21 protein-coding genes and 2 tRNA genes are annotated in these 18,211 nt (G+C 62.6%); 15 read left to right on the forward strand and 8 right to left on the reverse strand.

Annotated elements, in window-relative coordinates:
• Positions 1-3: 3 nt before the first annotated feature.
• The gene (locus ACIPZ5_RS20415) at positions 4-306 is read right to left on the reverse strand and encodes a DUF1883 domain-containing protein (protein ID WP_060479928.1); all 303 of its coding nucleotides are present in this window, start codon (positions 304-306) and stop codon (positions 4-6) included.
• 159 nt (positions 307-465) lie between these two features.
• Between ACIPZ5_RS20415 and ACIPZ5_RS20420 the strand changes: the two genes are divergently transcribed.
• The 8 genes from ACIPZ5_RS20420 to ACIPZ5_RS20455 all read left to right on the forward strand — a co-directional run bounded on the left by ACIPZ5_RS20420 (position 466) and on the right by ACIPZ5_RS20455 (position 7,917).
• A complete protein-coding gene (locus ACIPZ5_RS20420; RefSeq protein WP_343596599.1) occupies positions 466-825 on the forward strand; it encodes a hypothetical protein in 360 nt (119 codons plus the stop codon).
• Between the two features lie 145 nt (positions 826-970).
• The gene (locus ACIPZ5_RS20425) at positions 971-1,621 is read left to right on the forward strand and encodes a c-type cytochrome (RefSeq protein WP_400810312.1); all 651 of its coding nucleotides are present in this window, start codon (positions 971-973) and stop codon (positions 1,619-1,621) included.
• Positions 1,618-2,538 carry a c-type cytochrome gene (locus ACIPZ5_RS20430; RefSeq protein WP_400810314.1) on the forward strand — a complete coding sequence of 307 codons (921 nt, stop codon included), beginning with the start codon at positions 1,618-1,620 and terminating at the stop codon, positions 2,536-2,538. Before ACIPZ5_RS20425 ends, ACIPZ5_RS20430 begins: the two co-directional genes overlap by 4 nt.
• 196 nt (positions 2,539-2,734) lie before the next feature.
• Positions 2,735-3,574, forward strand: coding sequence for a UTP--glucose-1-phosphate uridylyltransferase GalU (gene galU / locus ACIPZ5_RS20435; protein ID WP_085676094.1), 840 nt, complete (start codon positions 2,735-2,737; stop codon positions 3,572-3,574).
• A gap of 157 nt (positions 3,575-3,731) precedes the next feature.
• Entirely contained in the window at positions 3,732-5,087 is a 1,356-nt protein-coding gene (gene gorA, locus ACIPZ5_RS20440) for a glutathione-disulfide reductase (protein ID WP_079228855.1), read from the forward strand.
• A gap of 221 nt (positions 5,088-5,308) precedes the next feature.
• A complete protein-coding gene (gene ahpC, locus ACIPZ5_RS20445; protein ID WP_054884952.1) occupies positions 5,309-5,872 on the forward strand; it encodes an alkyl hydroperoxide reductase subunit C in 564 nt (187 codons plus the stop codon).
• A 126-nt stretch (positions 5,873-5,998) separates the two neighbouring features.
• Positions 5,999-7,561, forward strand: coding sequence for an alkyl hydroperoxide reductase subunit F (gene ahpF / locus ACIPZ5_RS20450; RefSeq protein WP_261943486.1), 1,563 nt, complete (start codon positions 5,999-6,001; stop codon positions 7,559-7,561).
• A gap of 167 nt (positions 7,562-7,728) precedes the next feature.
• Positions 7,729-7,917 (forward strand): hypothetical protein, encoded by a 189-nt coding sequence (locus ACIPZ5_RS20455; RefSeq protein ID WP_085676091.1) that lies wholly within the window; start codon positions 7,729-7,731, stop codon positions 7,915-7,917.
• 5 nt (positions 7,918-7,922) lie between these two features.
• Here the strand turns inward: ACIPZ5_RS20455 and ACIPZ5_RS20460 are convergent, their stop codons facing one another.
• The 3 genes from ACIPZ5_RS20460 to nhaR all read right to left on the reverse strand — a co-directional run bounded on the left by ACIPZ5_RS20460 (position 7,923) and on the right by nhaR (position 10,919).
• The gene (locus tag ACIPZ5_RS20460; RefSeq protein WP_261943487.1) at positions 7,923-8,570 is read right to left on the reverse strand and encodes a YceH family protein; all 648 of its coding nucleotides are present in this window, start codon (positions 8,568-8,570) and stop codon (positions 7,923-7,925) included.
• A 149-nt stretch (positions 8,571-8,719) separates the two neighbouring features.
• Positions 8,720-9,931, reverse strand: a complete 1,212-nt coding sequence (gene sstT / locus ACIPZ5_RS20465; protein ID WP_261943488.1) for a serine/threonine transporter SstT — start codon at positions 9,929-9,931, stop codon at positions 8,720-8,722.
• A 94-nt stretch (positions 9,932-10,025) separates the two neighbouring features.
• A complete protein-coding gene (gene nhaR, locus ACIPZ5_RS20470; protein WP_261943489.1) occupies positions 10,026-10,919 on the reverse strand; it encodes a transcriptional activator NhaR in 894 nt (297 codons plus the stop codon).
• Between the two features lie 132 nt (positions 10,920-11,051).
• Here nhaR and ACIPZ5_RS20475 point away from each other — a divergent pair, with 132 nt between their 5' ends.
• Complete coding sequence (locus tag ACIPZ5_RS20475) at positions 11,052-11,291, forward strand: hypothetical protein (protein ID WP_313713609.1); 240 nt, start codon at positions 11,052-11,054, stop codon at positions 11,289-11,291.
• A gap of 30 nt (positions 11,292-11,321) precedes the next feature.
• Positions 11,322-12,074 carry a TerC family protein gene (locus ACIPZ5_RS20480; protein WP_016391529.1) on the forward strand — a complete coding sequence of 251 codons (753 nt, stop codon included), beginning with the start codon at positions 11,322-11,324 and terminating at the stop codon, positions 12,072-12,074.
• Positions 12,075-12,125: 51 nt separating this feature from the next.
• On the opposite strand, the gene ACIPZ5_RS20485 is transcribed toward ACIPZ5_RS20480, so the two are convergent.
• Entirely contained in the window at positions 12,126-12,296 is a 171-nt protein-coding gene (locus tag ACIPZ5_RS20485) for a hypothetical protein (RefSeq protein WP_400810317.1), read from the reverse strand.
• Between the two features lie 212 nt (positions 12,297-12,508).
• Between ACIPZ5_RS20485 and ACIPZ5_RS20490 the strand changes: the two genes are divergently transcribed.
• Positions 12,509-13,195, forward strand: a complete 687-nt coding sequence (locus ACIPZ5_RS20490; RefSeq protein WP_400810319.1) for a peptidase C39 family protein — start codon at positions 12,509-12,511, stop codon at positions 13,193-13,195.
• Positions 13,196-13,315: 120 nt separating this feature from the next.
• Here ACIPZ5_RS20490 and ACIPZ5_RS20495 read toward each other — a convergent pair whose 3' ends face one another.
• Positions 13,316-14,599, reverse strand: a complete 1,284-nt coding sequence (locus ACIPZ5_RS20495) for an FAD-binding oxidoreductase (RefSeq protein ID WP_313713606.1) — start codon at positions 14,597-14,599, stop codon at positions 13,316-13,318.
• 201 nt (positions 14,600-14,800) lie between these two features.
• Between ACIPZ5_RS20495 and ACIPZ5_RS20500 the strand changes: the two genes are divergently transcribed.
• The 4 genes from ACIPZ5_RS20500 (at position 14,801) to ACIPZ5_RS20515 (ending at position 16,366) form a co-directional block, all read left to right on the forward strand.
• A tRNA-Val gene (locus ACIPZ5_RS20500) sits at positions 14,801-14,877 on the forward strand.
• Between the two features lie 179 nt (positions 14,878-15,056).
• Positions 15,057-15,133: transfer RNA gene (locus ACIPZ5_RS20505), tRNA-Val, on the forward strand.
• A 172-nt stretch (positions 15,134-15,305) separates the two neighbouring features.
• On the forward strand, positions 15,306-15,878 hold the full coding sequence (locus ACIPZ5_RS20510; protein ID WP_261943494.1) for an SPOR domain-containing protein: 573 nt from the start codon (positions 15,306-15,308) through the stop codon (positions 15,876-15,878).
• A gap of 62 nt (positions 15,879-15,940) precedes the next feature.
• On the forward strand, positions 15,941-16,366 hold the full coding sequence (locus ACIPZ5_RS20515; RefSeq protein ID WP_313714164.1) for a GTP pyrophosphokinase: 426 nt from the start codon (positions 15,941-15,943) through the stop codon (positions 16,364-16,366).
• 3 nt (positions 16,367-16,369) lie between these two features.
• On the opposite strand, the gene ACIPZ5_RS20520 is transcribed toward ACIPZ5_RS20515, so the two are convergent.
• Both ACIPZ5_RS20520 and ACIPZ5_RS20525 read right to left on the reverse strand, forming a co-directional pair.
• Positions 16,370-16,612: a DUF1654 domain-containing protein gene (locus ACIPZ5_RS20520; protein ID WP_261943496.1), complete on the reverse strand. Its 243-nt coding sequence runs from the start codon at positions 16,610-16,612 to the stop codon at positions 16,370-16,372.
• A gap of 184 nt (positions 16,613-16,796) precedes the next feature.
• Complete coding sequence (locus ACIPZ5_RS20525) at positions 16,797-17,885, reverse strand: asparaginase (protein WP_261943497.1); 1,089 nt, start codon at positions 17,883-17,885, stop codon at positions 16,797-16,799.
• Between the last annotated feature and the right edge of the window lie 326 nt (positions 17,886-18,211).

Below are 18,211 nucleotides of genomic sequence, written 5' to 3' on the forward strand. Positions count from 1 at the left end.
GCCTTATCCGAGTTTCGACGACGAGCGGCGGATGATCTTGATCTTGTGGGTCAGGTTCGGTTTGCGTGTTACCGAGATCGGGCGGCTGGTCACGGTATCGATGGTGATGTTCCAGAAACCGGTGCTGGGCACGGTGATCTTGGCCGGGAAGCGCTCGAAGTGGCCACCGTGGTAGGTGTGCCGGCCGCCGTTCTTGAAGCTGCGGAAATTGGCGTCGTTCATCAGGCGGATGTTGCAGCGCTGGGAGCACTCGATGACGACGATATCGTCCTCGTTGAGGTGCTCGCGCTGGTGTACGAATTTCATGGGGTGCTCCGCAAGGATTGGTTCTGCAAAGGCGAAAGATACCACGATGTCGGCTTGCGCTGCCGCGCCTGATGGCACTTGGCAGATAAAACGGCCAAAGCGGGGAGCAAAACCGCCTGGCTGTTGTCCTACGCTCTCTTGTTTTTCGAGGTGCGGCAAATGAAGTGGATGGTGGCGGCGTTGTTCCTGGCATTGGGCGGTTGTGTCAGTGTTTCGGAACTTGAGCAATCCCATGAGACCCTGGATGTGATGTCTGGCAAGACGCCCCGCGAGTATGCCGATTGCGTCAAGGCCCACCTGGCCAAGACCCGTGCCCCCTTGGTCGAGGAAGCCCGCGGTGACGGCTTGCGCCTGATCGTGCCGCAGAAGTACACGGCAAGCACCGGTCCGGCAGCCTTGGTCGATATCAACAAGCGCGGCAGCGGCAGCAGCATCAAGCTGCATGAGCGGCTGAACAACTTCCCGTTGCGCCTGGGTGATGTGCGCACGGCAGCTACCGAGTGCATCTCCGGCAGTTGATCTGGCTCAACGGATCCGCGGTTAGAGGACCAATTGCCCACCCCTGGTCGGCTTGGGCGTTGTTGCGAATTCCCTTACGGGACTAGTATCCGTTTGCTTATGTTTTTTAAGCCTAAGCTTATAACAAAAGAAATGGAGATTCGTGATGACACCGTTGAGTCGCGTCGTGATCGGCGGCCTGCTGATCCTCGCCTGGCCTGCGGCGCATGCCGCCGAAGGCAAGACAATTTTTACCCAGGGCGGAACCAACCCCGCTGCCATGGCCTGCGTAGGCTGTCATGGCCCGGACGGCAAGGGGGTTGCCGCCGCAGGGTTCCCCCGTCTGGCCGGCCTGCCGGCCCATTACCTAAGCAAGCAGCTGCATGACTGGCGCACTGGCAGCCGCCAGCATCCGGTCATGGCGCCGCTGGCCAAGGCCCTGAGCGAAGACGAAATCGAGGCTGTCAGCCGCTACCTGGCCGGCCTGCCGGGTGATCCTGCCCCGAGCGTGCGTCGCCAGCAGATCGCCAGCAACCCCACCGAACGCCTGGCCCTCTATGGCGACTGGAGCCGGCAGATTCCCGGTTGCGTGCAGTGCCACGGCCCTGGCGGCAGTGGGGTCGGCGAGCACTTCCCGCCGCTGGCTGGGCAGCCTGCTGCCTACCTGATGGCCCAGCTCAACGGCTGGCGCGAGGGTAGCCGCAGCAATGACCCCAACCAGTTGATGGTAGGCGTGGCGAAGGCCATGACCGACGCCGAAGTCAAGGCGATTGCCGAGTACTTCGCACAGCCCGCCAGCCCGGAGGTCAAGCCATGAAAGCCCTGTTGCCCACGTTCATGCTGCTGTACATCGGCAATGCCCTGGCCAATCAGGCGCCCATCGCCATGGAAGACCAGTCGCAACTCAAGGTCCCTGCTGCCCAGGCCGCGCCACAGTTCGCACCGCCGGCCGAAAGCGCACTGCCGGACAATGCCTTCGGCAAGATGGTCCGTGAAGGCCACGCGCTGTTTGTCGATACCCGCCGGCTGATGCCCGAGGCCGTGGGTAATGGCATGAATTGCAGCAACTGCCACCTCGATCAGGGCCGCCTGGCGCACTCAGCGCCGCTGTGGGGCGCCTATCCGATGTACCCGGCCTACCGCAAGAAGAACGACAAGGTGAACACCTTCGCCGAGCGCATCCAGGGCTGCTTCCAGTTCAGCATGAACGGTAAGCCGCCGGCCGCCGACAGCGTGCAGATGACGGCGCTTGCGGTGTATTCGTACTGGCTTTCGACACAGGCGCCCACGGGCGTGGAAATCGCCGGTCGCGGCTACCCCGAGGTGCCACAGCCAAAAGGCGGTTACGACTTCAAGCGCGGCCAGCAGGTCTACCGCGAACAGTGCGCCCTCTGCCACGGAGCCAACGGCGAAGGGCAGAAGGTGGCAGGTGAGTATGTGATGCCGCCACTGTGGGGCAAGGACTCTTACAACTGGGGCGCCGGCATGCACCGGATCAATACCGCGGCATCGTTCATCAAGCACAACATGCCACTGGGCAAGCCGGGCAGCCTGAGCGATCAGCAGGCCTGGGACGTGGCCGCCTGGGTCAACCGCCACGAGCGCCCCCAGGACCCGCGCCTGGTGGAAGGCTCCGTCGAGAAGACGCGGCTGAAATTCCATGCCAACGATGGCGTCAACCTGTATGGCCAGCAGGTCGACGGGGTGTTGATCGGGCAGGGTAGTGGTAGCTGAAACCACGTTCCGCCGGCCTTTTCGCGGCTGCCCCGGAAGGGCCGGATGACGGGAATTTCACGAACTTTCTGGAACTATCTACACTGGGTTATCTCTATGAAGGCAGCAGTCGACACAGGCAGGGCATTGTAAGCTGCATGCCGGCTGATTAGACTGCGCCGAATTCCACAGGCCTCGCCTATGTTTAAGGATGTTTATGATCAAGAAATGCTTGTTCCCGGCAGCCGGCTACGGCACTCGCTTCCTGCCTGCTACCAAAGCCATGCCCAAGGAAATGCTGCCGGTGGTCAACAAGCCACTGATCCAGTATGGCGTTGAAGAAGCATTGGATGCTGGTCTGAACGAGATTTCCATCGTCACCGGTCGCGGCAAGCGCGCCCTGGAAGACCACTTCGACATCAGCTACGAGCTGGAAAACCAGATCAAGGGTACCGACAAGGAAAAATACCTGGTCGGCATCCGTCGCCTGCTCGACGAGTGCTCGTTCTCCTATACCCGCCAGACCGAAATGAAAGGCCTGGGCCATGCCATCCTGACCGGCCGCCCGCTGATCGGTGACGAGCCGTTCGCCGTGGTGCTGGCGGACGACCTGTGCGTCAACCTCGATGGTGAGGGCGTGCTCGCGCAGATGGTCGCGCTGTACAAGAAGTATCGCTGCTCGATCGTCGCCATCCAGGAAGTCGATCCGCAGGAAACCAACAAGTACGGCGTCATCGCCGGTGAAGAGATCAAGGACGGCATCTTCCGCGTCGACGCCATGGTCGAGAAGCCGAAGCCGGAAGATGCCCCTTCCAACCTGGCCATCATCGGTCGCTACATCCTGACCCCGGACATCTTCGAGAAGATCGAACAGACCGAGCCGGGCAAAGGTGGCGAGATCCAGATCACCGACGCGCTGATGAAACAGGCTGCCGAAGGCAACGTGATCGCCTACAAGTTCAAGGGCAAGCGTTTCGACTGCGGTGGCGCCGAAGGCTACATCGAGGCGACCAACTTCTGCTTCGAAAACTTCTACAAGGCCGGCAAGGCTTACTGATTCAAGTCGCTGTTGACTGGGGCCGCTTTGTGCCCCTTCGCGGGCAAGCCCGCTCCCACAGGGTCTGTGCAATACCTGTGGGGGCGGGCTTGCCCGCGAAGGGGCGCAAAGCGGCCCCAGTGCGTTATGCTGGGCGCCTGCCTAGGAGAGTGAATACATGGCCTACGATTTTGATCTGTTCGTGATTGGTGCCGGTTCCGGCGGTGTGCGCGCGGCGCGTTTCGCTGCGGGCTTCGGTGCAAAAGTGGCAGTGGCCGAGAGCCGCTACCTGGGTGGCACCTGCGTCAACGTAGGCTGCGTGCCGAAGAAGCTGCTGGTGTACGGCGCCCACGTCGCCGATGAGCTGGAGCAGGCCGCAGGCTTCGGCTGGACCCTGGAAGAGGGCCATTTCGACTGGGGCACGCTGATCGCCAACAAGAACCGCGAGATCGAGCGCCTCAACGGCATCTACCGCAACCTGCTGGTGAACAGCGGCGTGACCTTGCTGCAAGGCCATGCACGCATCACCGGCGCCAACGAAGTGGAAGTGGACGGCCAGCGCTACAGCGCCGAGCACATCCTGATCGCCACAGGCGGCTGGCCGCAGGTGCCGGACATTCCGGGCAAGGAACTGGCCATCACCTCTAACGAGGCGTTCTACCTCAAAGACCTGCCGCGCCGCGTGCTGGTGGTCGGCGGTGGCTACATTGCCGTCGAGTTCGCCGGCATCTTCCAGGGCCTGGGCGCCGATACCACCTTGCTGTATCGCGGTGACCTGTTCCTGCGCGGCTTCGACGGCTCGGTGCGTACCCACCTCAAGGAAGAGCTGGAAAAGCGCGGCCTGAACCTGCAGTTCAACGCCGACATCCAGCGCATCGACAAGCTTGACGACGGCAGCCTGAAAGCCACCCTCAAGGACGGCCGCGAGCTGCTTGCCGATTGCGTGTTCTACGCCACCGGTCGCCGCCCGATGCTCGACAACCTGGGCCTGGAAAACACCGGCGTGGAGCTGGACGCCCGCGGCTTCATTCGTGTCGACGAGCAGTACCAGACCACCGCACCATCGATCCTCGCCATTGGCGACGTGATCGGCCGCGTGCAGCTCACCCCGGTAGCCCTGGCCGAAGGCATGGCCGTGGCGCGGCGCCTGTTCAAACCTGAGCAATACCGCCCGGTGGATTACCAGAACATCCCGACCGCCGTGTTCAGCCAGCCACCGATCGGTACCGTCGGCCTGACCGAAGAGCAGGCGCTGGAAGCCGGGCACAAGGTGCAGATCTTCGAAAGCCGCTTCCGCGCCATGAAGCTGACCCTCACCGACATCCAGGAAAAGACCCTGATGAAGCTGGTGGTGGACGCCGAGACCGACAAGGTGCTGGGCTGCCACATGGTCGGCCCCGATGCCGGCGAGATCATCCAGGGCCTGGGTGTGGCCCTTAAGGCCGGCGCGACCAAGCTGCAATTCGACGAGACCATCGGCGTGCACCCGACCGCCGCGGAAGAGTTCGTCACCATGCGCACCGTGACCCGCTGATCGCACCTGTTGCAGGAGCGGTCTTGCCGGTCCGGTGTCCCGGCAAGGCCGCTCCTGCAACGGCACGAGATCGTTTGCTCAGCCCATTCCCTTCTATTAATTATCTGCGGTTATAGCCAAAACCAATCACCAGCATGAGCTTTGCCAATGAGCCTTTGTCGGGACCAGCGGTTAGGATTCTCTCCATCAACTGATTCCAACCCCATGAAGGAGCGTCTCTCATGCCAATCATCAACAGCCAGGTCAAACCGTTCAACGCCACCGCCTACCACAAAGGCGAGTTCGTGCAGGTCAGCGAAGCCGACCTGAAGGGCAAGTGGTCCGTCGTGTTCTTCTACCCGGCTGACTTCACCTTCGTCTGCCCGACCGAGCTGGGTGACCTCGCCGACAACTACGCCGAGTTCCAGAAGCTGGGCGTGGAAATCTACGGCGTGTCCACCGACACCCACTTCACCCACAAAGCCTGGCACGACACCTCGGAAACCATCGGCAAGATCCAGTACCCGCTGATCGGTGACCCGACCCACGTCATCTCGCGCAACTTCGACGTGCTGATCGAAGAAGCCGGCCTGGCCGATCGCGGTACCTTCGTGATCAACCCGGAAGGCCAGATCAAGATCGTCGAACTGAACGACGGTGGTGTTGGCCGCGACGCAGCCGAACTGCTGCGCAAGGTCAAGGCTGCCCAGTACGTTGCCGCTCACCCAGGCGAAGTGTGCCCGGCCAAGTGGAAAGAAGGCGAAGCCACTCTGGCGCCATCGCTGGACCTGGTCGGCAAGATCTAAGGTCATGCATCAATCGCGGGCGGTGAGCAGCCGCCAAAGCTGAAGTACCCACCGCCCCGTAAAAAGCGCCCGGGCGACCTCGCCTGGGCGTTTTTGTATCCGAGTTTTGAAAAAGGAATCGCCCGTATGTTGGACGCCACGCTTAAATCGCAACTGAAAACCTACCTGGAGCGGGTCACCCAGCCGATCGAGATCGTTGCCTCCCTCGACGACGGCGCGAAGTCCCGCGAATTGCACGACCTGCTGGCGGAAATTGCCAGCCTGTCGAACCTCATTACCTTCAGCGCGGACGGCAGCGATGCCCGTCGTCCCTCGTTCTCGCTGAACCGCCCGGGTGCCGACATCAGCCTGCGCTTCGCCGGCATCCCCATGGGCCACGAATTCACCTCGCTGGTGCTGGCGCTGCTGCAAGTTGGCGGCCACCCGTCCAAGGCCAGTGCCGAAGTGATCGAGCAGATCCAGGCGCTTGAAGGCGAATTCACCTTTGAAACCTACTTCTCGCTGTCGTGCCAGAACTGCCCGGACGTGGTCCAGGCGCTGAACCTGATGGCGGTGCTCAACCCCAACGTGCGCCACGTGGCCATCGACGGTGCGCTGTTCCAGGATGAAGTCGAGTCGCGCAAGATCATGGCGGTGCCAAGCATCTACCTGAACGGCGAAGTGTTCGGCCAGGGCCGCATGGGCCTGGAAGAAATCCTCGGCAAGATCGACACCAATGCCGGCGCACGCCAGGCTGAGAAGATCAACGCCAAGGACGCCTTCGACGTGCTGGTGGTCGGCGGTGGCCCGGCCGGTGCTGCAGCGGCCATCTATGCCGCACGCAAGGGCATCCGCACCGGCGTCGCTGCCGAGCGTTTCGGTGGCCAGGTGCTCGATACCCTGGCCATCGAGAACTTCATCTCGGTGCAGGAAACCGAAGGGCCGAAGCTGGCCACGGCGCTGGAAGAGCACGTCAAGCAGTACGACGTCGACATCATGAACCTGCAGCGCGGCGAAGCGCTGATCCCGGCCACCGATGGCGGCCTGCATGAAGTGCGCCTGGCCGGCGGCGCCTCGCTCAAGGCCAAGACCGTGATCCTCGCCACCGGCGCCCGCTGGCGTGAAATGAACGTGCCGGGCGAGCAGGAATACCGCGCCCGTGGCGTCGCCTACTGCCCGCACTGTGATGGCCCGCTGTTCAAGGGCAAGCGCGTGGCGGTGATCGGCGGCGGCAACTCGGGCGTGGAAGCGGCCATCGACCTGGCCGGTATCGTCGCCCAGGTCACGCTGATCGAGTTCGACAGCCAGTTGCGTGCCGACGCGGTGCTGCAGCGCAAGCTGCACAGCCTGCCGAACGTCAAGGTGATCACCAGTGCGCTGACCACCGAAGTGGTTGGCAATGGCGAGAAAGTGACAGGCTTGCGTTACAAGGACCGCACCACTGACGCGGTGCATGACCTGGCGCTGGAAGGCATCTTCGTGCAGATCGGCCTGCTGCCGAACACCGATTGGCTCAAGGGCACTGTCGAGCTGTCGCCGCGTGGCGAGATCATCGTCGACGCCAAGGGCCAGACCAGTGTGCCGGGTGTGTTTGCCGCAGGTGACGTGACCACCGTGCCGTACAAGCAGATCGTCATCGCGGTGGGTGAGGGCGCCAAGGCCTCGCTGGCGGCGTTCGATCACCTGATCCGCACTTCCGCGCCGGCGTAAGCCTGTACCGGCCTCTTCGCGGCTAAAGCCGCTCCCACAGGTACAGCGCAAGCCTCAAGGGCGGTGATATCCCTGTAGGAGCGGCTTTAGCCGCGAAAGGGCCGGCACAAGCAAAGCAAAACCGGAGGGTGTCTATGCTTACCGCAGGCACCCTCTGGAGCTTCACCATGACCCTGATCAGCCGCGAACCCTGGTGGCTAGTCCCGCCCAAGCCCGGGCAGAAAGAGCAGGACCTGCACTGGGGCTACCTCGAGATCTACGCCGACGGCCGCACCGTGTTCGTCGACCAGCGCCCCAGTGACCGGGAGTTGGCCGAACGCAAGAGCTGTCGCAACTTCCCCGACCCTGAACAGTAGGCGGCTCAGCCTTCCAGCTCGGCCAGGCGCGCCTCCAGCGCTGCGATCCGCGCTTCCAGGGCTTCGATACGTTCTTCCGACACGCTGGCGCCACTGCTGCGGGCGCCACCTTCCTGCTGGCGCGCCGCCAGAATCGCCTCGATTTCCGCCGGGTCGCCGAGGGCATGGGTATAGCGGTCTTCCCGTTGCCCGGCCTGGCGTGGCAGGTGCAGTGCCAGGCCGCGCGAAATCAGGCGTTCGAGCTGATGCTGGATCTGTTCGGTGTCGTCGAAGTCGTGCAGGCGGTTACTGCGGGTCAGCAGTTCGTTGAGGGTCTGTGGCCCGCGCAGGAACATCAGGCCCATCAGCACCAGCTGCGCCGGTACCAGCTCCAGCGCCTTGTCCACCCGCTGTTCCCAGCGGTCGGCGCGGCTGCCCATCTGCAGGCGGGTCATGTCCTGGCCCTCGAGGGCACGCAGGGCCTGGCCGACCTGGCCCTGGGTGAGGTTCATGACCGGTTCCCGGCTGGTTTTCTGGTTACAGGCCAGCACCAGAGCATTGAGGGTCAGCGGGTAGCTTTCCGGGCTGGTGGCCTGCTTCTCGATCAGCGCGCCGAGAATGCGGATCTCGATGCTGCTGAAGCGGCCTTCGCCTGCGGTTTCGTGTTCTGACATGGCCCTGTCTCATTGCTGGGGAAAGGCCACTAGGGTAGGTAAAGCGCCTGGCTTAAGCAATCCACAGGTAATACGCCCACCTCAGGGCCAGTGCAGTACCTGTGGGCGGGCTTGCCCGCGAATGGGCCGCAAAGCGGCCCCCGGCAATCTCAAGCGCTGCGCCGCTCCTGCGCCAGGCAAGCCGCCGCGGTAAACAGCACGTCCGTGGAGGAATTCAGCGCCGTCTCCGCCGAATCCTGCAGCACGCCAATGATGAAGCCCACCGCCACCACCTGCATGGCAATTTCGCCAGGGATGCCAAACAGGCTGCACGCCAGCGGAATCAGCAGCAGCGACCCGCCAGCCACGCCCGAAGCGCCACAGGCGCAGATCGCCGCCACCACGCTGAGCAGCACCGCTGTCGGCAAGTCGACCGGAATGCCCAAGGTATGCACTGCCGCCAGGGTCAGTACGGTGATGGTGATCGCCGCGCCTGCCATGTTGATGGTCGCCCCCAGCGGGATCGACACCGAATAGGTGTCCTCATGCAGGCCCAGGCGCTCCGACAGCGCCAGGTTGACCGGAATGTTGGCCGCCGAACTGCGGGTGAAGAACGCCGTGATGCCGCTTTCGCGCAGGCACAGCAACGTCAGTGGGTAAGGGTTGCGGCGGATCTTCCAGAACACGATCAGCGGGTTCATCACCAGCGCCACGAACAGCATGCAGCCGATCAGCACGCCCAGCAGGTGCAGGTAGCCGAGCAGGGCGCTCAGGCCGGACTGGGCCAGGGTCGAGCTGACCAGGCCGAAGATGCCCAGCGGGGCAAAGCGGATGACCACACGCACGATCAGGGTCACGCCATTGGACAGGTCCTCGACCACGGTGCGGGTAGTCTGGCCGGCATGGCGCAAGGCCACGCCCAGGCCGATGGCCCAGGTCAGCACGCCGATGAAGTTGGCGTTGATCAAGGCGTTGATCGGGTTGTCGACTGCGCTCAGCAGCAGGTTCTGCATCACCTCGGTGATGCCGCCTGGCGCGCTCAGGGTGGCCTCGCCGGTGCTCAGGGCCAGATGCGAAGGGAACAGCATGCTGGCGACCACCGCCACCACGGCGGCGGCGAAGGTGCCCAGCAAGTACAGCCAGAGGATCGGCCGGATATGGGTTTCCTGACCGTGGCGGTGATTGGCGATCGAGGCCATGACCAGGATGAACACCAATACCGGTGCGACCGCCTTGAGGGCGCTGACGAACACTTTGCCGAGGAAGGCCAGGTCGCGGGCGATGGCAGGGGCCAGCAGGGCCAGGGCGATACCGGCGACCAGGCCGATGACGATCTGGGTCACCAGGCTGGTGCGGTTCAAGAGGTGGAAAACAGGTGTCATGTGCAGCGCAGTCTCGGAATCTTCAAAGGGCGCGACTCTAGCACAATCAGGCCCGGCCCTTTCGCGCCGAACCGCCACGAAAAAGCCGCCATCACTACCAGTGGAACAGCTCCCGCCGCGCCCCCTCGGTAATTGCCACGATCCCCGGATGCTTGACCTTGCGCTCCACCGAAATGGCATAGAACGACTCATGCACCGCTTCGGTCTGGCCGATCAGCTCGACGCCATACTGCCGGCACACTTCCTCGGCAATCACGCTGGGCGCAACGAAAACTCCGCTGCCCGACTGCCCGAACGCCTGCATCAGCGCACTGTCGTCGAACTCGCCGATAATCTGCGGCTGCACCTGCTGCTCGCCCAGCCAGCGCAGCAGGCGGCTGCGCACCACGGTTTCCGGGCCGGGAATCAGCAGTGGGGCATCTTGCAGGCAGGCGGGGAAGGGGCCAGCATGCTGCCTGGCCAGGGCCGGGGTGGCGAAAAAGCTCAGGCCACATTCGCCAAGCTTCTGGCTATAGCCCTTGATGTCCAGGTGGCTGGGCATCGGGCTGTCGGAAATCACCAGGTCCAGGCGCTGAATCGCCAGGTCCGCCAGCAACCGTTCGAGTTTGTCTTCGCGGCAACTGATGCGCAGCGCCTCGTCCAGCTCCATGGTCGGTGCCAGCAGGCGATAGACGATCGACTTCGGCACCACATCAGCCACCCCCACGCGGAACAGGATCTGCTCCTGCGGGCCGGCCCTGAGCATGGCCTCCAGTTCGCTGCCGATCTGGAACATCTGCTCGGCATAAACCAGCGCCTGACGGCCGGTTTCGGTCAGCTCCAGTTGCCGGCCGACGCGCTGGAACAGCTCCAGCCCGTAGGTCTGCTCGAACAGGCTGATCTGCCCGCTGATGGTCTGCGGTGTCAGGTTCAGCTGCTCGCTGGCGCGGGCGATGCTGCCGGTCTTGGCCACGGCCCAAAAGTAGTGGAGCTGGCGATAGTTGAGCACGCAAGCGGGTCCCGATTCGAAAAAACCGAAGTATACACACTGGAAATACGAATTTTCCTGAGGTATTGGCGTCTTTAGAATGCGTTCCCATCAGGCGCTTCGCGCCGCCGGGATTTTTCAAGCGAGGACACCATGCTGCAACTCAAATCCATTGGCACTCCGCTGGTGCTGGCCCTGGCACTGTTCACACTGGCCGGTTGCGACCAGGCCGAGAAGTCCGCCCAGCAGATGCTCGACCAGGCCGCAAAGTCGGCCAAGCAGGCCATTGACGACACCAACAAGGCGGCTCAGCAGGCGTTGAGCGATGCCATCGGTCACGAGGGCCACAAGCCCAAGGAAGCCGACAAGAAAGCCCACACCCAGGAAATCTGACCCCCCAACCGCCGCTTCAGGATTTGAACAATGGAATACTTGCTGGAACTCGCCGCTAGCCCTACCGCCTGGGTTGCCCTGGCTACCCTGGTGGCCATGGAAGTGGTACTGGGCATCGACAACCTGATCTTCATCTCGATCCTGACTAACAAGCTGCCTGTGGAGTACCGCTCCAAGGCACGCCGTATCGGTATCAGCATGGCCCTGGTCATGCGCCTGGCGCTGCTCAGCACCGTGGCCTGGATCGTGCAGTTGACCGACCCGGTGTTCGAAGTGTTCGGCAATGCCTTCTCCTGGAAGGACGTGATCCTGATTGCCGGCGGCCTGTTCCTGCTGTGGAAGGCCACCAAGGAGATCCACGAGAACGTCGACCCGCACGGCGCCAAAGAAGAGGCCAAAGTCTCTTCCACGGTCACCCTGGGCTTTGCTGCGGCGATCTTCCAGATCCTGCTGCTGGACATCGTCTTCTCGGTCGACAGCATCATCACCGCCGTGGGCATGACCGAGCACCTGCCGATCATGATCATTGCCGTGATCACCGCAGTCATCGTCATGATGGTGGCCGCCGACCCGCTGGCCAACTTCATCAACGACAACCCGACCGTGGTGATGCTGGCCCTGGGCTTCCTGATCATGATCGGCATGACGCTGATCGCCGAAGGTTTTGGCGCCCATGTACCGAAGGGTTATGTGTACGCGGCGATGGCCTTCTCGACGGTGATCGAGATCCTCAACATCCTGGCTCGCCGAGCGCGGCTCAAGCGTGAAGCAGCAGAAGGCTGATGAAAAACAACGGGGCGCTTGGCGCCCCGTTCGCATTCAGGTGAAATTGCCTCAGTGCACCCCGGCATGCCGCCGCGCCCTGCGCACAGGCTGCTGGGCCGGCGGTGGCAGGTGGTGGTGATGGGAATGACGCCGCACGATACGCAGAACCCCCCACAGCATGGCGGCTGCGACGCTCAGCCACATACCCACCAGCATGAGGATTGCCATTGTCAGGCTCATGTGTGCCTCCTTCTCTTGGGCCAACCTGGGGTTAGCCCTCCAGACACTGCTTTAGTCTAGCTGCCCGGCCGTGACGTTCCATTGACCAAAGGTCGATTGCTTAAGCCGATTGGTTCCGTTCACTTGTCGGACTATACCCGCGCAACGTGGCGCCCTATGATCGCTGCCAGAGCCGGGCGCTGCCCGCCTGGCATCGGAACAAGCGAGTGTCCATGGAGCAACATTCCTGCAAGCGCTGGGCAACTGTCCCACGTCAGCTGCTGGCCGCCTGCCTGGTGGCTGCAACCCTGAGCGGCTGCGCCAGCGCACCCCCTGCAAGCCTCAAGGGCATGCCCCAGCGGGTCGAGATCAGCAGCGTGCCGTTCTACCGCGGCAATGCCAACCACAGCGGGGCGATGGCCCTGGCCGCACTGCTTTCGCAGCAAGGCGCGCCGATCACGCCGGGGCTGCTGGACAAGCCGCTGAATCTGCCCAAGGGCGCCGATGCCCTGGAAACCAGTATCCCGCGCGTGGCGCGCGAGTACGGCATGGTCGTGTACCCGTTGGACAAGCAACTGGATGCCTTGCTGGCCCAGGTGGCCGCTGGCAATCCGGTGCTGCTGCGTTACGAGGAAGGTTCGGCGTGGTGGAGCGAGCCGCGTTACGCGGTGCTGATCGGCTATGACAGCTTCAAGAAGCGCGTGCTGCTGCGCTCAGGGATGCATCGGCGCCAACTGATGGCGTTCGACGACTTTGCCTCGGCGTGGTCGAAGGAGGGGAGTTGGGCGGTGCTGGTGCAGCCCCCGCGCCAGCTGCCGGCCCAGGTGGACCGCCAGCGTTGGCTGCAGGCTGCCGACGAACTGGCCCGGGCGGGCCAGGAAGTGGCGGCGAAACAGGCTGTGCGTAGCCTGAATAAGTAGTTTTACCTGCACCGGCCCTTTCGCGGGCAAGCCCGCTCCCACAGAGATTGCGCCACATTCAGGTGTGGCGCAGATCCTGTGGGAGCGGGCTTGCCCGCGAAGAGGCCGGGCCTGCCTACATCAGAAGCCCAGGCGATCGCGCAGGCTGTAGTACCAGGCGCCGATGGCGCTGAACGGTACACGCAGCATCTGGCCGCCCGGGAACGGGTAGTGCGGCAAGCCGGCGAAGGCGTCGAAACGCTCGGCTTGGCCACGCAGGGCCTCGGCCAGCACCTTGCCCGCCAGGTGGGTGTAGGTCACGCCGTGGCCCGAGCAACCTTGCGAGTAGTAGATGTTGTCGCCGATACGGCCGACCTGTGGCAGACGCGACAGGGTCAGCAGGAAGTTGCCGGTCCAGGCGTAGTCGATCTTGACGTTCTTCAGCTGCGGGAAGGCCTTGAGCATCTTCGGGCGAATGATCGCTTCGATGTTGGCCGGGTCGCGCGCACCGTACACCACGCCACCACCGAAGATCAGGCGCTTGTCGCTGGTCAGGCGGTAGTAGTCGAGCAGGTAGTTGCAGTCTTCCACGCAGTAGTCCTGCGGCAGCAGGGTGCGGGCCAGTTCTTCGCCCAGCGGCTCGGTGGTGATCACCTGGGTGCCGCACGGCATCGACTTGGCAGCCAGCTCCGGTACCAGGTTGCCCAGGTAGGCGTTGCCGGCAACGATGATGAACTTGGCGCGGATCTTACCCTGTGGGGTATGTACCACCGGGTTGGCACCACGCTCGATGCGGATGGCCGGGGTCTGCTCATAAATGATGCCGCCCAGCGATTCGACCGCGGCCGCTTCGCCCAGGGCCAGGTTCAGCGGGTGGATGTGGCCGCCGCTCATGTCCAGCATGCCGCCGACGTAGCTGTCGCAGGCCACCACTTCACGGATGCGCTTCTGGTCCATCAGTTCCAGCTGGGTGTGGCCGAAGCGTTCCCACAGGCGCTTTTGCGACTCCAGGTGGCCCATCTGCTTGGAAGTCAGTGCGGCGAACACGCCGCCGTCCTTCAGGTCGCACTGGATGTTGTACTTGGCCACGCGCTCACGGATGATGCGGCCGCCTTCGAAGGCCATCTTGCCCAGCAGCTGTGCTTCCTTGGGGCCGACGGTGCGTTCGATGACGTCGATGTCGCGGCTGTAGCTGTTGACGATCTGGCCACCGTTGCGGCCCGATGCGCCGAAGCCGACCTTGGCCGCTTCGACGATGCTCACCTTGAAGCCGTTTTCCAGCAGGAACAGCGCGCTGGACAGGCCGGTGTAGCCGGCGCCGATGATACAGATATCGGTTTCCACCTCACCCTGCAGCGCCGGACGTGGCGGCACCGGGTTGGCCGAGGCGGCGTAGTAGGACTGGGGGTAGGGGGTGTTAGCCATGCTGCAGGAACCTCGTGTTTTATATTTTTAACGAATGTACCGATGCTATCAATAATAATAAACACCCGCTAGTCGTCCGTTGAAAATCCTTTACTGGCCTGAAGCGCGCCCTTCTCTATAAACAGTTTAAGATTCAGTGAGTTAGCGCGAAAAAAAGTGTTGACAGGGTTTTTGGATTGCGTAAAATGCGCACCACACGACAGGCACATAGCTCAGTTGGTTAGAGCACCACCTTGACATGGTGGGGGTCGTTGGTTCGAGTCCAATTGTGCCTACCAAACAAAGTCCCGGTCTCCGGGCAGCAAAAAGGGCGATCCGCAAGGGTCGCCCTTTTTGCATTATGGGCGCATTCGAGGTTGCTGTTGCTGGCGCCCGTAGGTTTCTGAAAGTTTTAGATTTTTTTGAAAAAAACGCTTTACAGGTACGCATTTGATCACTAATATGCGCACCACACGACAGGCACATAGCTCAGTTGGTTAGAGCACCACCTTGACATGGTGGGGGTCGTTGGTTCGAGTCCAATTGTGCCTACCAAACAAAGTCCCGGTTTCCGGGCATCAGAAAGGGCGATCCGAAAGGGTCGCCCTTTTTGCTTTCCATGCCCTTCTCGAAAAAGCCCCCTCGAAGCAGCGTGTAACCTTTGGTCGCGGGCGGTGCCGTGGGCGGCCGTGGTAGAATCCGCCCCTTCGAATCTGGAGGTACACGCGTGCGCAAACTGGCAGTGGTATTGGCAGTGCTGGCCCTGGCGGGCTGTGAGAACGAGGTCGAAGGTGTGCACAAGCAGGTTGCCGAGCACCTGCACAACCCCAAGACCGCCAAGTTCGGCAACGTGCGGATCGACACCAAGGGCACCATCTGCGGCCAGGTGCGTGGCAAGGACGATGCCGGCCAGTACGAGGCTTACCGCAGTTACGTGGCGATCAAGGGTGCCGATGGCCAGTATGAAATCATCGTCGATGACGGCGGCAACAACCTGCGTATCCGCGAATACTGTGGCGGTGCCGACCTGCAGCGTCGCGCCGAGGCGCTGGCCGACCAGCCGGCCCCTGAAGGCTGGGATGTCGAAGTGATCCAGGGCGCCAACATGGGGGCGCTGAGCGACATGACCGCACGCCTGATCGAGAAGGGCATCCCGTCCTCGGTCGAATACCGCGACGGCAAACCGGTGGTGCTGATGGGGCCGTTCCCGAGCAAGGCTGAGGCCGATGCGCGCAAGGCCGAGGTGATGGCCAAGCTGGGTACCGATTCGATCGTCATCCAGCATGGTGCGCAGCGCTAACTGTAATCTGTAGTCTTCCCCGGCTATGCTTGGCCTGAGACAAGCCAAACGGGGAGGGCCTCATGTCTACACTGGAGCGGGCCATTGCCGTGGCCGCCAGGGCGCATGAAGGGCAATATGACAAGGGTGGGGCGGCTTATATCCTCCACCCGTTGCGGGTGATGATGCGGGTCAGTACGCCAGAGCAGCGTATCGTCGCAGTGCTGCATGACGTGATCGAAGACACGTCGCTGACCCTTTCCGATCTGGCCCGAGAGGGCTTTCCCCTGAAGATTCTCGCCGCCTTGCTGGCCCTGAGCCGGAACAAGGGCGAAAGCTATCACGACTTCGTCGTGCGCCTGGGCAGCGACCCGCTGGCGCGTACCGTCAAGCTGGCCGACCTGGCCGACAACAGCGATCTCTCGCGTATTGCCGCCCCTGGCCCTGCCGACCTGGCACGGCTGGCCCGTTACCGCGAGGCCAGCGCCTACCTGCAGGCGCTGGCCTGAGCCTCAGTCTTCCTTCGGCACGGTCCAGAAGATCTGCACGCCGCCGTCGTCGCGGTGGGCGAGGGTGACGTTGTCGTTCTCGGCGATTTCCTCGAGCAGGGTTTCCCAGTCATCGGGCGACTCGTGCTCCAGGCGAAAGATCAGCGCGGCGCGGCTGCGCTGGGCGAGGGGGTTGTTGATGATCTTCTGAATGCGCAGGCCCAGTTGTTGATAGCTGCTTGCGCTTGCTTCGGCGGTGTTGGCCACGGAGGCGATTCCTTGTTTTGCTGTATGTGCGTACAGTATTTCAAGGCAAATTATTTCGCAACTCCATCGCTGCTGGATTCTTCGCGGCTGAAGCCGCTCCCACAAGGTTATGCGGTGCCTGTAGGAGCGGCTTTAGCCGCGAAAGGGCCGGTGCAGGCAATGCACCGGCCACGTCATACCAGTATCAGTATTCCCAGAAAATCCGCTGCAGCTCCTTGCTGTCCTGGGTCTTGGTCATCGCCACCATCGCCAGGATCCGCGCCTTCTGCGGGTTCAGGTCGTGCGCCACCACCCAGTCATACTTGTCATCCGGCTGCTCGGCATTGCGCAGTACGAAGCCACCCTGGTTGACGTGGGACGAGCGAATGATCTGCACGCCATTCTTGTGCAGTTCCTGCAGCGTCGGCACTACCCGCGACGACACCGAACCATTGCCGGTACCGGCATGGATGATCGCTTTCGCGCCGCTCTGCGCCAGGGCCTTGTACGCCGTGTCGCTCACGTTGCCGTAGCTGTAGGCAATGTCTACCTGCGGCAGGCTGCTGATCTGCTTGATGTCGAACTCCGATTGGCTGGTGTGGCGCTTGGCCGGCAGGCGGAACCAGTACGACTTGCCTTCCACCACCATGCCCATCGGGCCCCAGGCGCTCTTGAAGGCTTCGGTCTTGATGTTCACCGACTTGCTCACATCGCGCCCCGACTGGATCTCGTCGTTCATGGTCACCAGCACGCCCTTGCCACGCGACTGCTTGTCGCTGGCCACCGCCACGGCGTTGTACAGGTTGAGCATGCCGTCGGCGGACATCGCCGTGCCCGGGCGCATGGAGCCGACCACCACGATCGGCTTGTCGGTCTTTTCCACCAGGTTGAGGAAGTAGGCGGTTTCTTCCAGGGTGTCGGTGCCATGGGTGATGACGATGCCGTCGACGTCCTTGCTGTCGGCCAGCTCGGCGACGCGCTTGGCCAGTTTCAGCAAATCGTCGTTGGTGATGCTCTCGGAGGCGATCTGCATCACCTGTTCGCCGCGCACATTGGCCAGGTCGGCCAGTTCCGGCACACCGGCAATCAGCTTGTCGACGCCGAGCTTGGCGGCCTGGTAGGTGGCGCTGTTGGCAGCGCTGGCACCGGCGCCGGCAATGGTGCCGCCGGTGGCGAGGATGACCACGTTGGCCAGTTTCTGCTGGGTTTCGGCTTCCTTTGCCGAGGCCGTGGTGGGCAGGATCAGCAGCAGCGCCAGGGCGCTCGGGGCGAAGGACTTGAGTGCAGCATTCATGATTATTGTTCTCTCTCTTCCTAATGAGATGGTTGCTGTGTCGCGCAAGAACGTACGCAGATTCCGTACCACTCCTTACGGCCAGGTGTGCAGGAGCGGCCTTGCGTCGTGAAAGGAGTGCGAAGCGCCCACGGGTTTTCAGCTTCGCAGCTTGAATTGCCGGGGCCGCGTTGCGGCCGTTTCGCGACGCAAGGCCGCGCCTGCAAGGGCCTAATCCATTCGGAAACCCGAACAAGGATAGGAAAAGATGTTCGGTTTTTCGGAAAAATTCCGGATAATCTGCGCCAGCAGCGTCTTGACCCCGCCAGCGAAACGGATTTGACAAA

The organism is Pseudomonas sp. NPDC089428 (assembly GCF_044749325.1).
Lineage (GTDB): Bacteria > Pseudomonadota > Gammaproteobacteria > Pseudomonadales > Pseudomonadaceae > Aquipseudomonas.

Excerpts from the sequence above, each read along its gene's own strand:
- ACIPZ5_RS20415 (WP_060479928.1), bottom strand. The coding sequence starts at position 306 with ATGAAATTCGTACACCAGCGCGAGCACCTCAACGAGGACGATATCGTC.
- ACIPZ5_RS20420 (WP_343596599.1), top strand. The coding sequence starts at position 466 with ATGAAGTGGATGGTGGCGGCGTTGTTCCTGGCATTGGGCGGTTGTGTC.
- ACIPZ5_RS20425 (WP_400810312.1), top strand. The coding sequence starts at position 971 with ATGACACCGTTGAGTCGCGTCGTGATCGGCGGCCTGCTGATCCTCGCC.
- ACIPZ5_RS20430 (WP_400810314.1), top strand. The coding sequence starts at position 1,618 with ATGAAAGCCCTGTTGCCCACGTTCATGCTGCTGTACATCGGCAATGCC.
- galU (WP_085676094.1), top strand. The coding sequence starts at position 2,735 with ATGATCAAGAAATGCTTGTTCCCGGCAGCCGGCTACGGCACTCGCTTC.
- gorA (WP_079228855.1), top strand. The coding sequence starts at position 3,732 with ATGGCCTACGATTTTGATCTGTTCGTGATTGGTGCCGGTTCCGGCGGT.
- ahpC (WP_054884952.1), top strand. The coding sequence starts at position 5,309 with ATGCCAATCATCAACAGCCAGGTCAAACCGTTCAACGCCACCGCCTAC.
- ahpF (WP_261943486.1), top strand. The coding sequence starts at position 5,999 with ATGTTGGACGCCACGCTTAAATCGCAACTGAAAACCTACCTGGAGCGG.
- ACIPZ5_RS20455 (WP_085676091.1), top strand. The coding sequence starts at position 7,729 with ATGACCCTGATCAGCCGCGAACCCTGGTGGCTAGTCCCGCCCAAGCCC.
- ACIPZ5_RS20460 (WP_261943487.1), bottom strand. The coding sequence starts at position 8,570 with ATGTCAGAACACGAAACCGCAGGCGAAGGCCGCTTCAGCAGCATCGAG.
- sstT (WP_261943488.1), bottom strand. The coding sequence starts at position 9,931 with ATGACACCTGTTTTCCACCTCTTGAACCGCACCAGCCTGGTGACCCAG.
- ACIPZ5_RS20475 (WP_313713609.1), top strand. The coding sequence starts at position 11,052 with ATGCTGCAACTCAAATCCATTGGCACTCCGCTGGTGCTGGCCCTGGCA.
- ACIPZ5_RS20480 (WP_016391529.1), top strand. The coding sequence starts at position 11,322 with ATGGAATACTTGCTGGAACTCGCCGCTAGCCCTACCGCCTGGGTTGCC.
- ACIPZ5_RS20485 (WP_400810317.1), bottom strand. The coding sequence starts at position 12,296 with ATGAGCCTGACAATGGCAATCCTCATGCTGGTGGGTATGTGGCTGAGC.
- ACIPZ5_RS20490 (WP_400810319.1), top strand. The coding sequence starts at position 12,509 with ATGGAGCAACATTCCTGCAAGCGCTGGGCAACTGTCCCACGTCAGCTG.
- ACIPZ5_RS20495 (WP_313713606.1), bottom strand. The coding sequence starts at position 14,599 with ATGGCTAACACCCCCTACCCCCAGTCCTACTACGCCGCCTCGGCCAAC.
- ACIPZ5_RS20515 (WP_313714164.1), top strand. The coding sequence starts at position 15,941 with ATGTCTACACTGGAGCGGGCCATTGCCGTGGCCGCCAGGGCGCATGAA.
- ACIPZ5_RS20525 (WP_261943497.1), bottom strand. The coding sequence starts at position 17,885 with ATGAATGCTGCACTCAAGTCCTTCGCCCCGAGCGCCCTGGCGCTGCTG.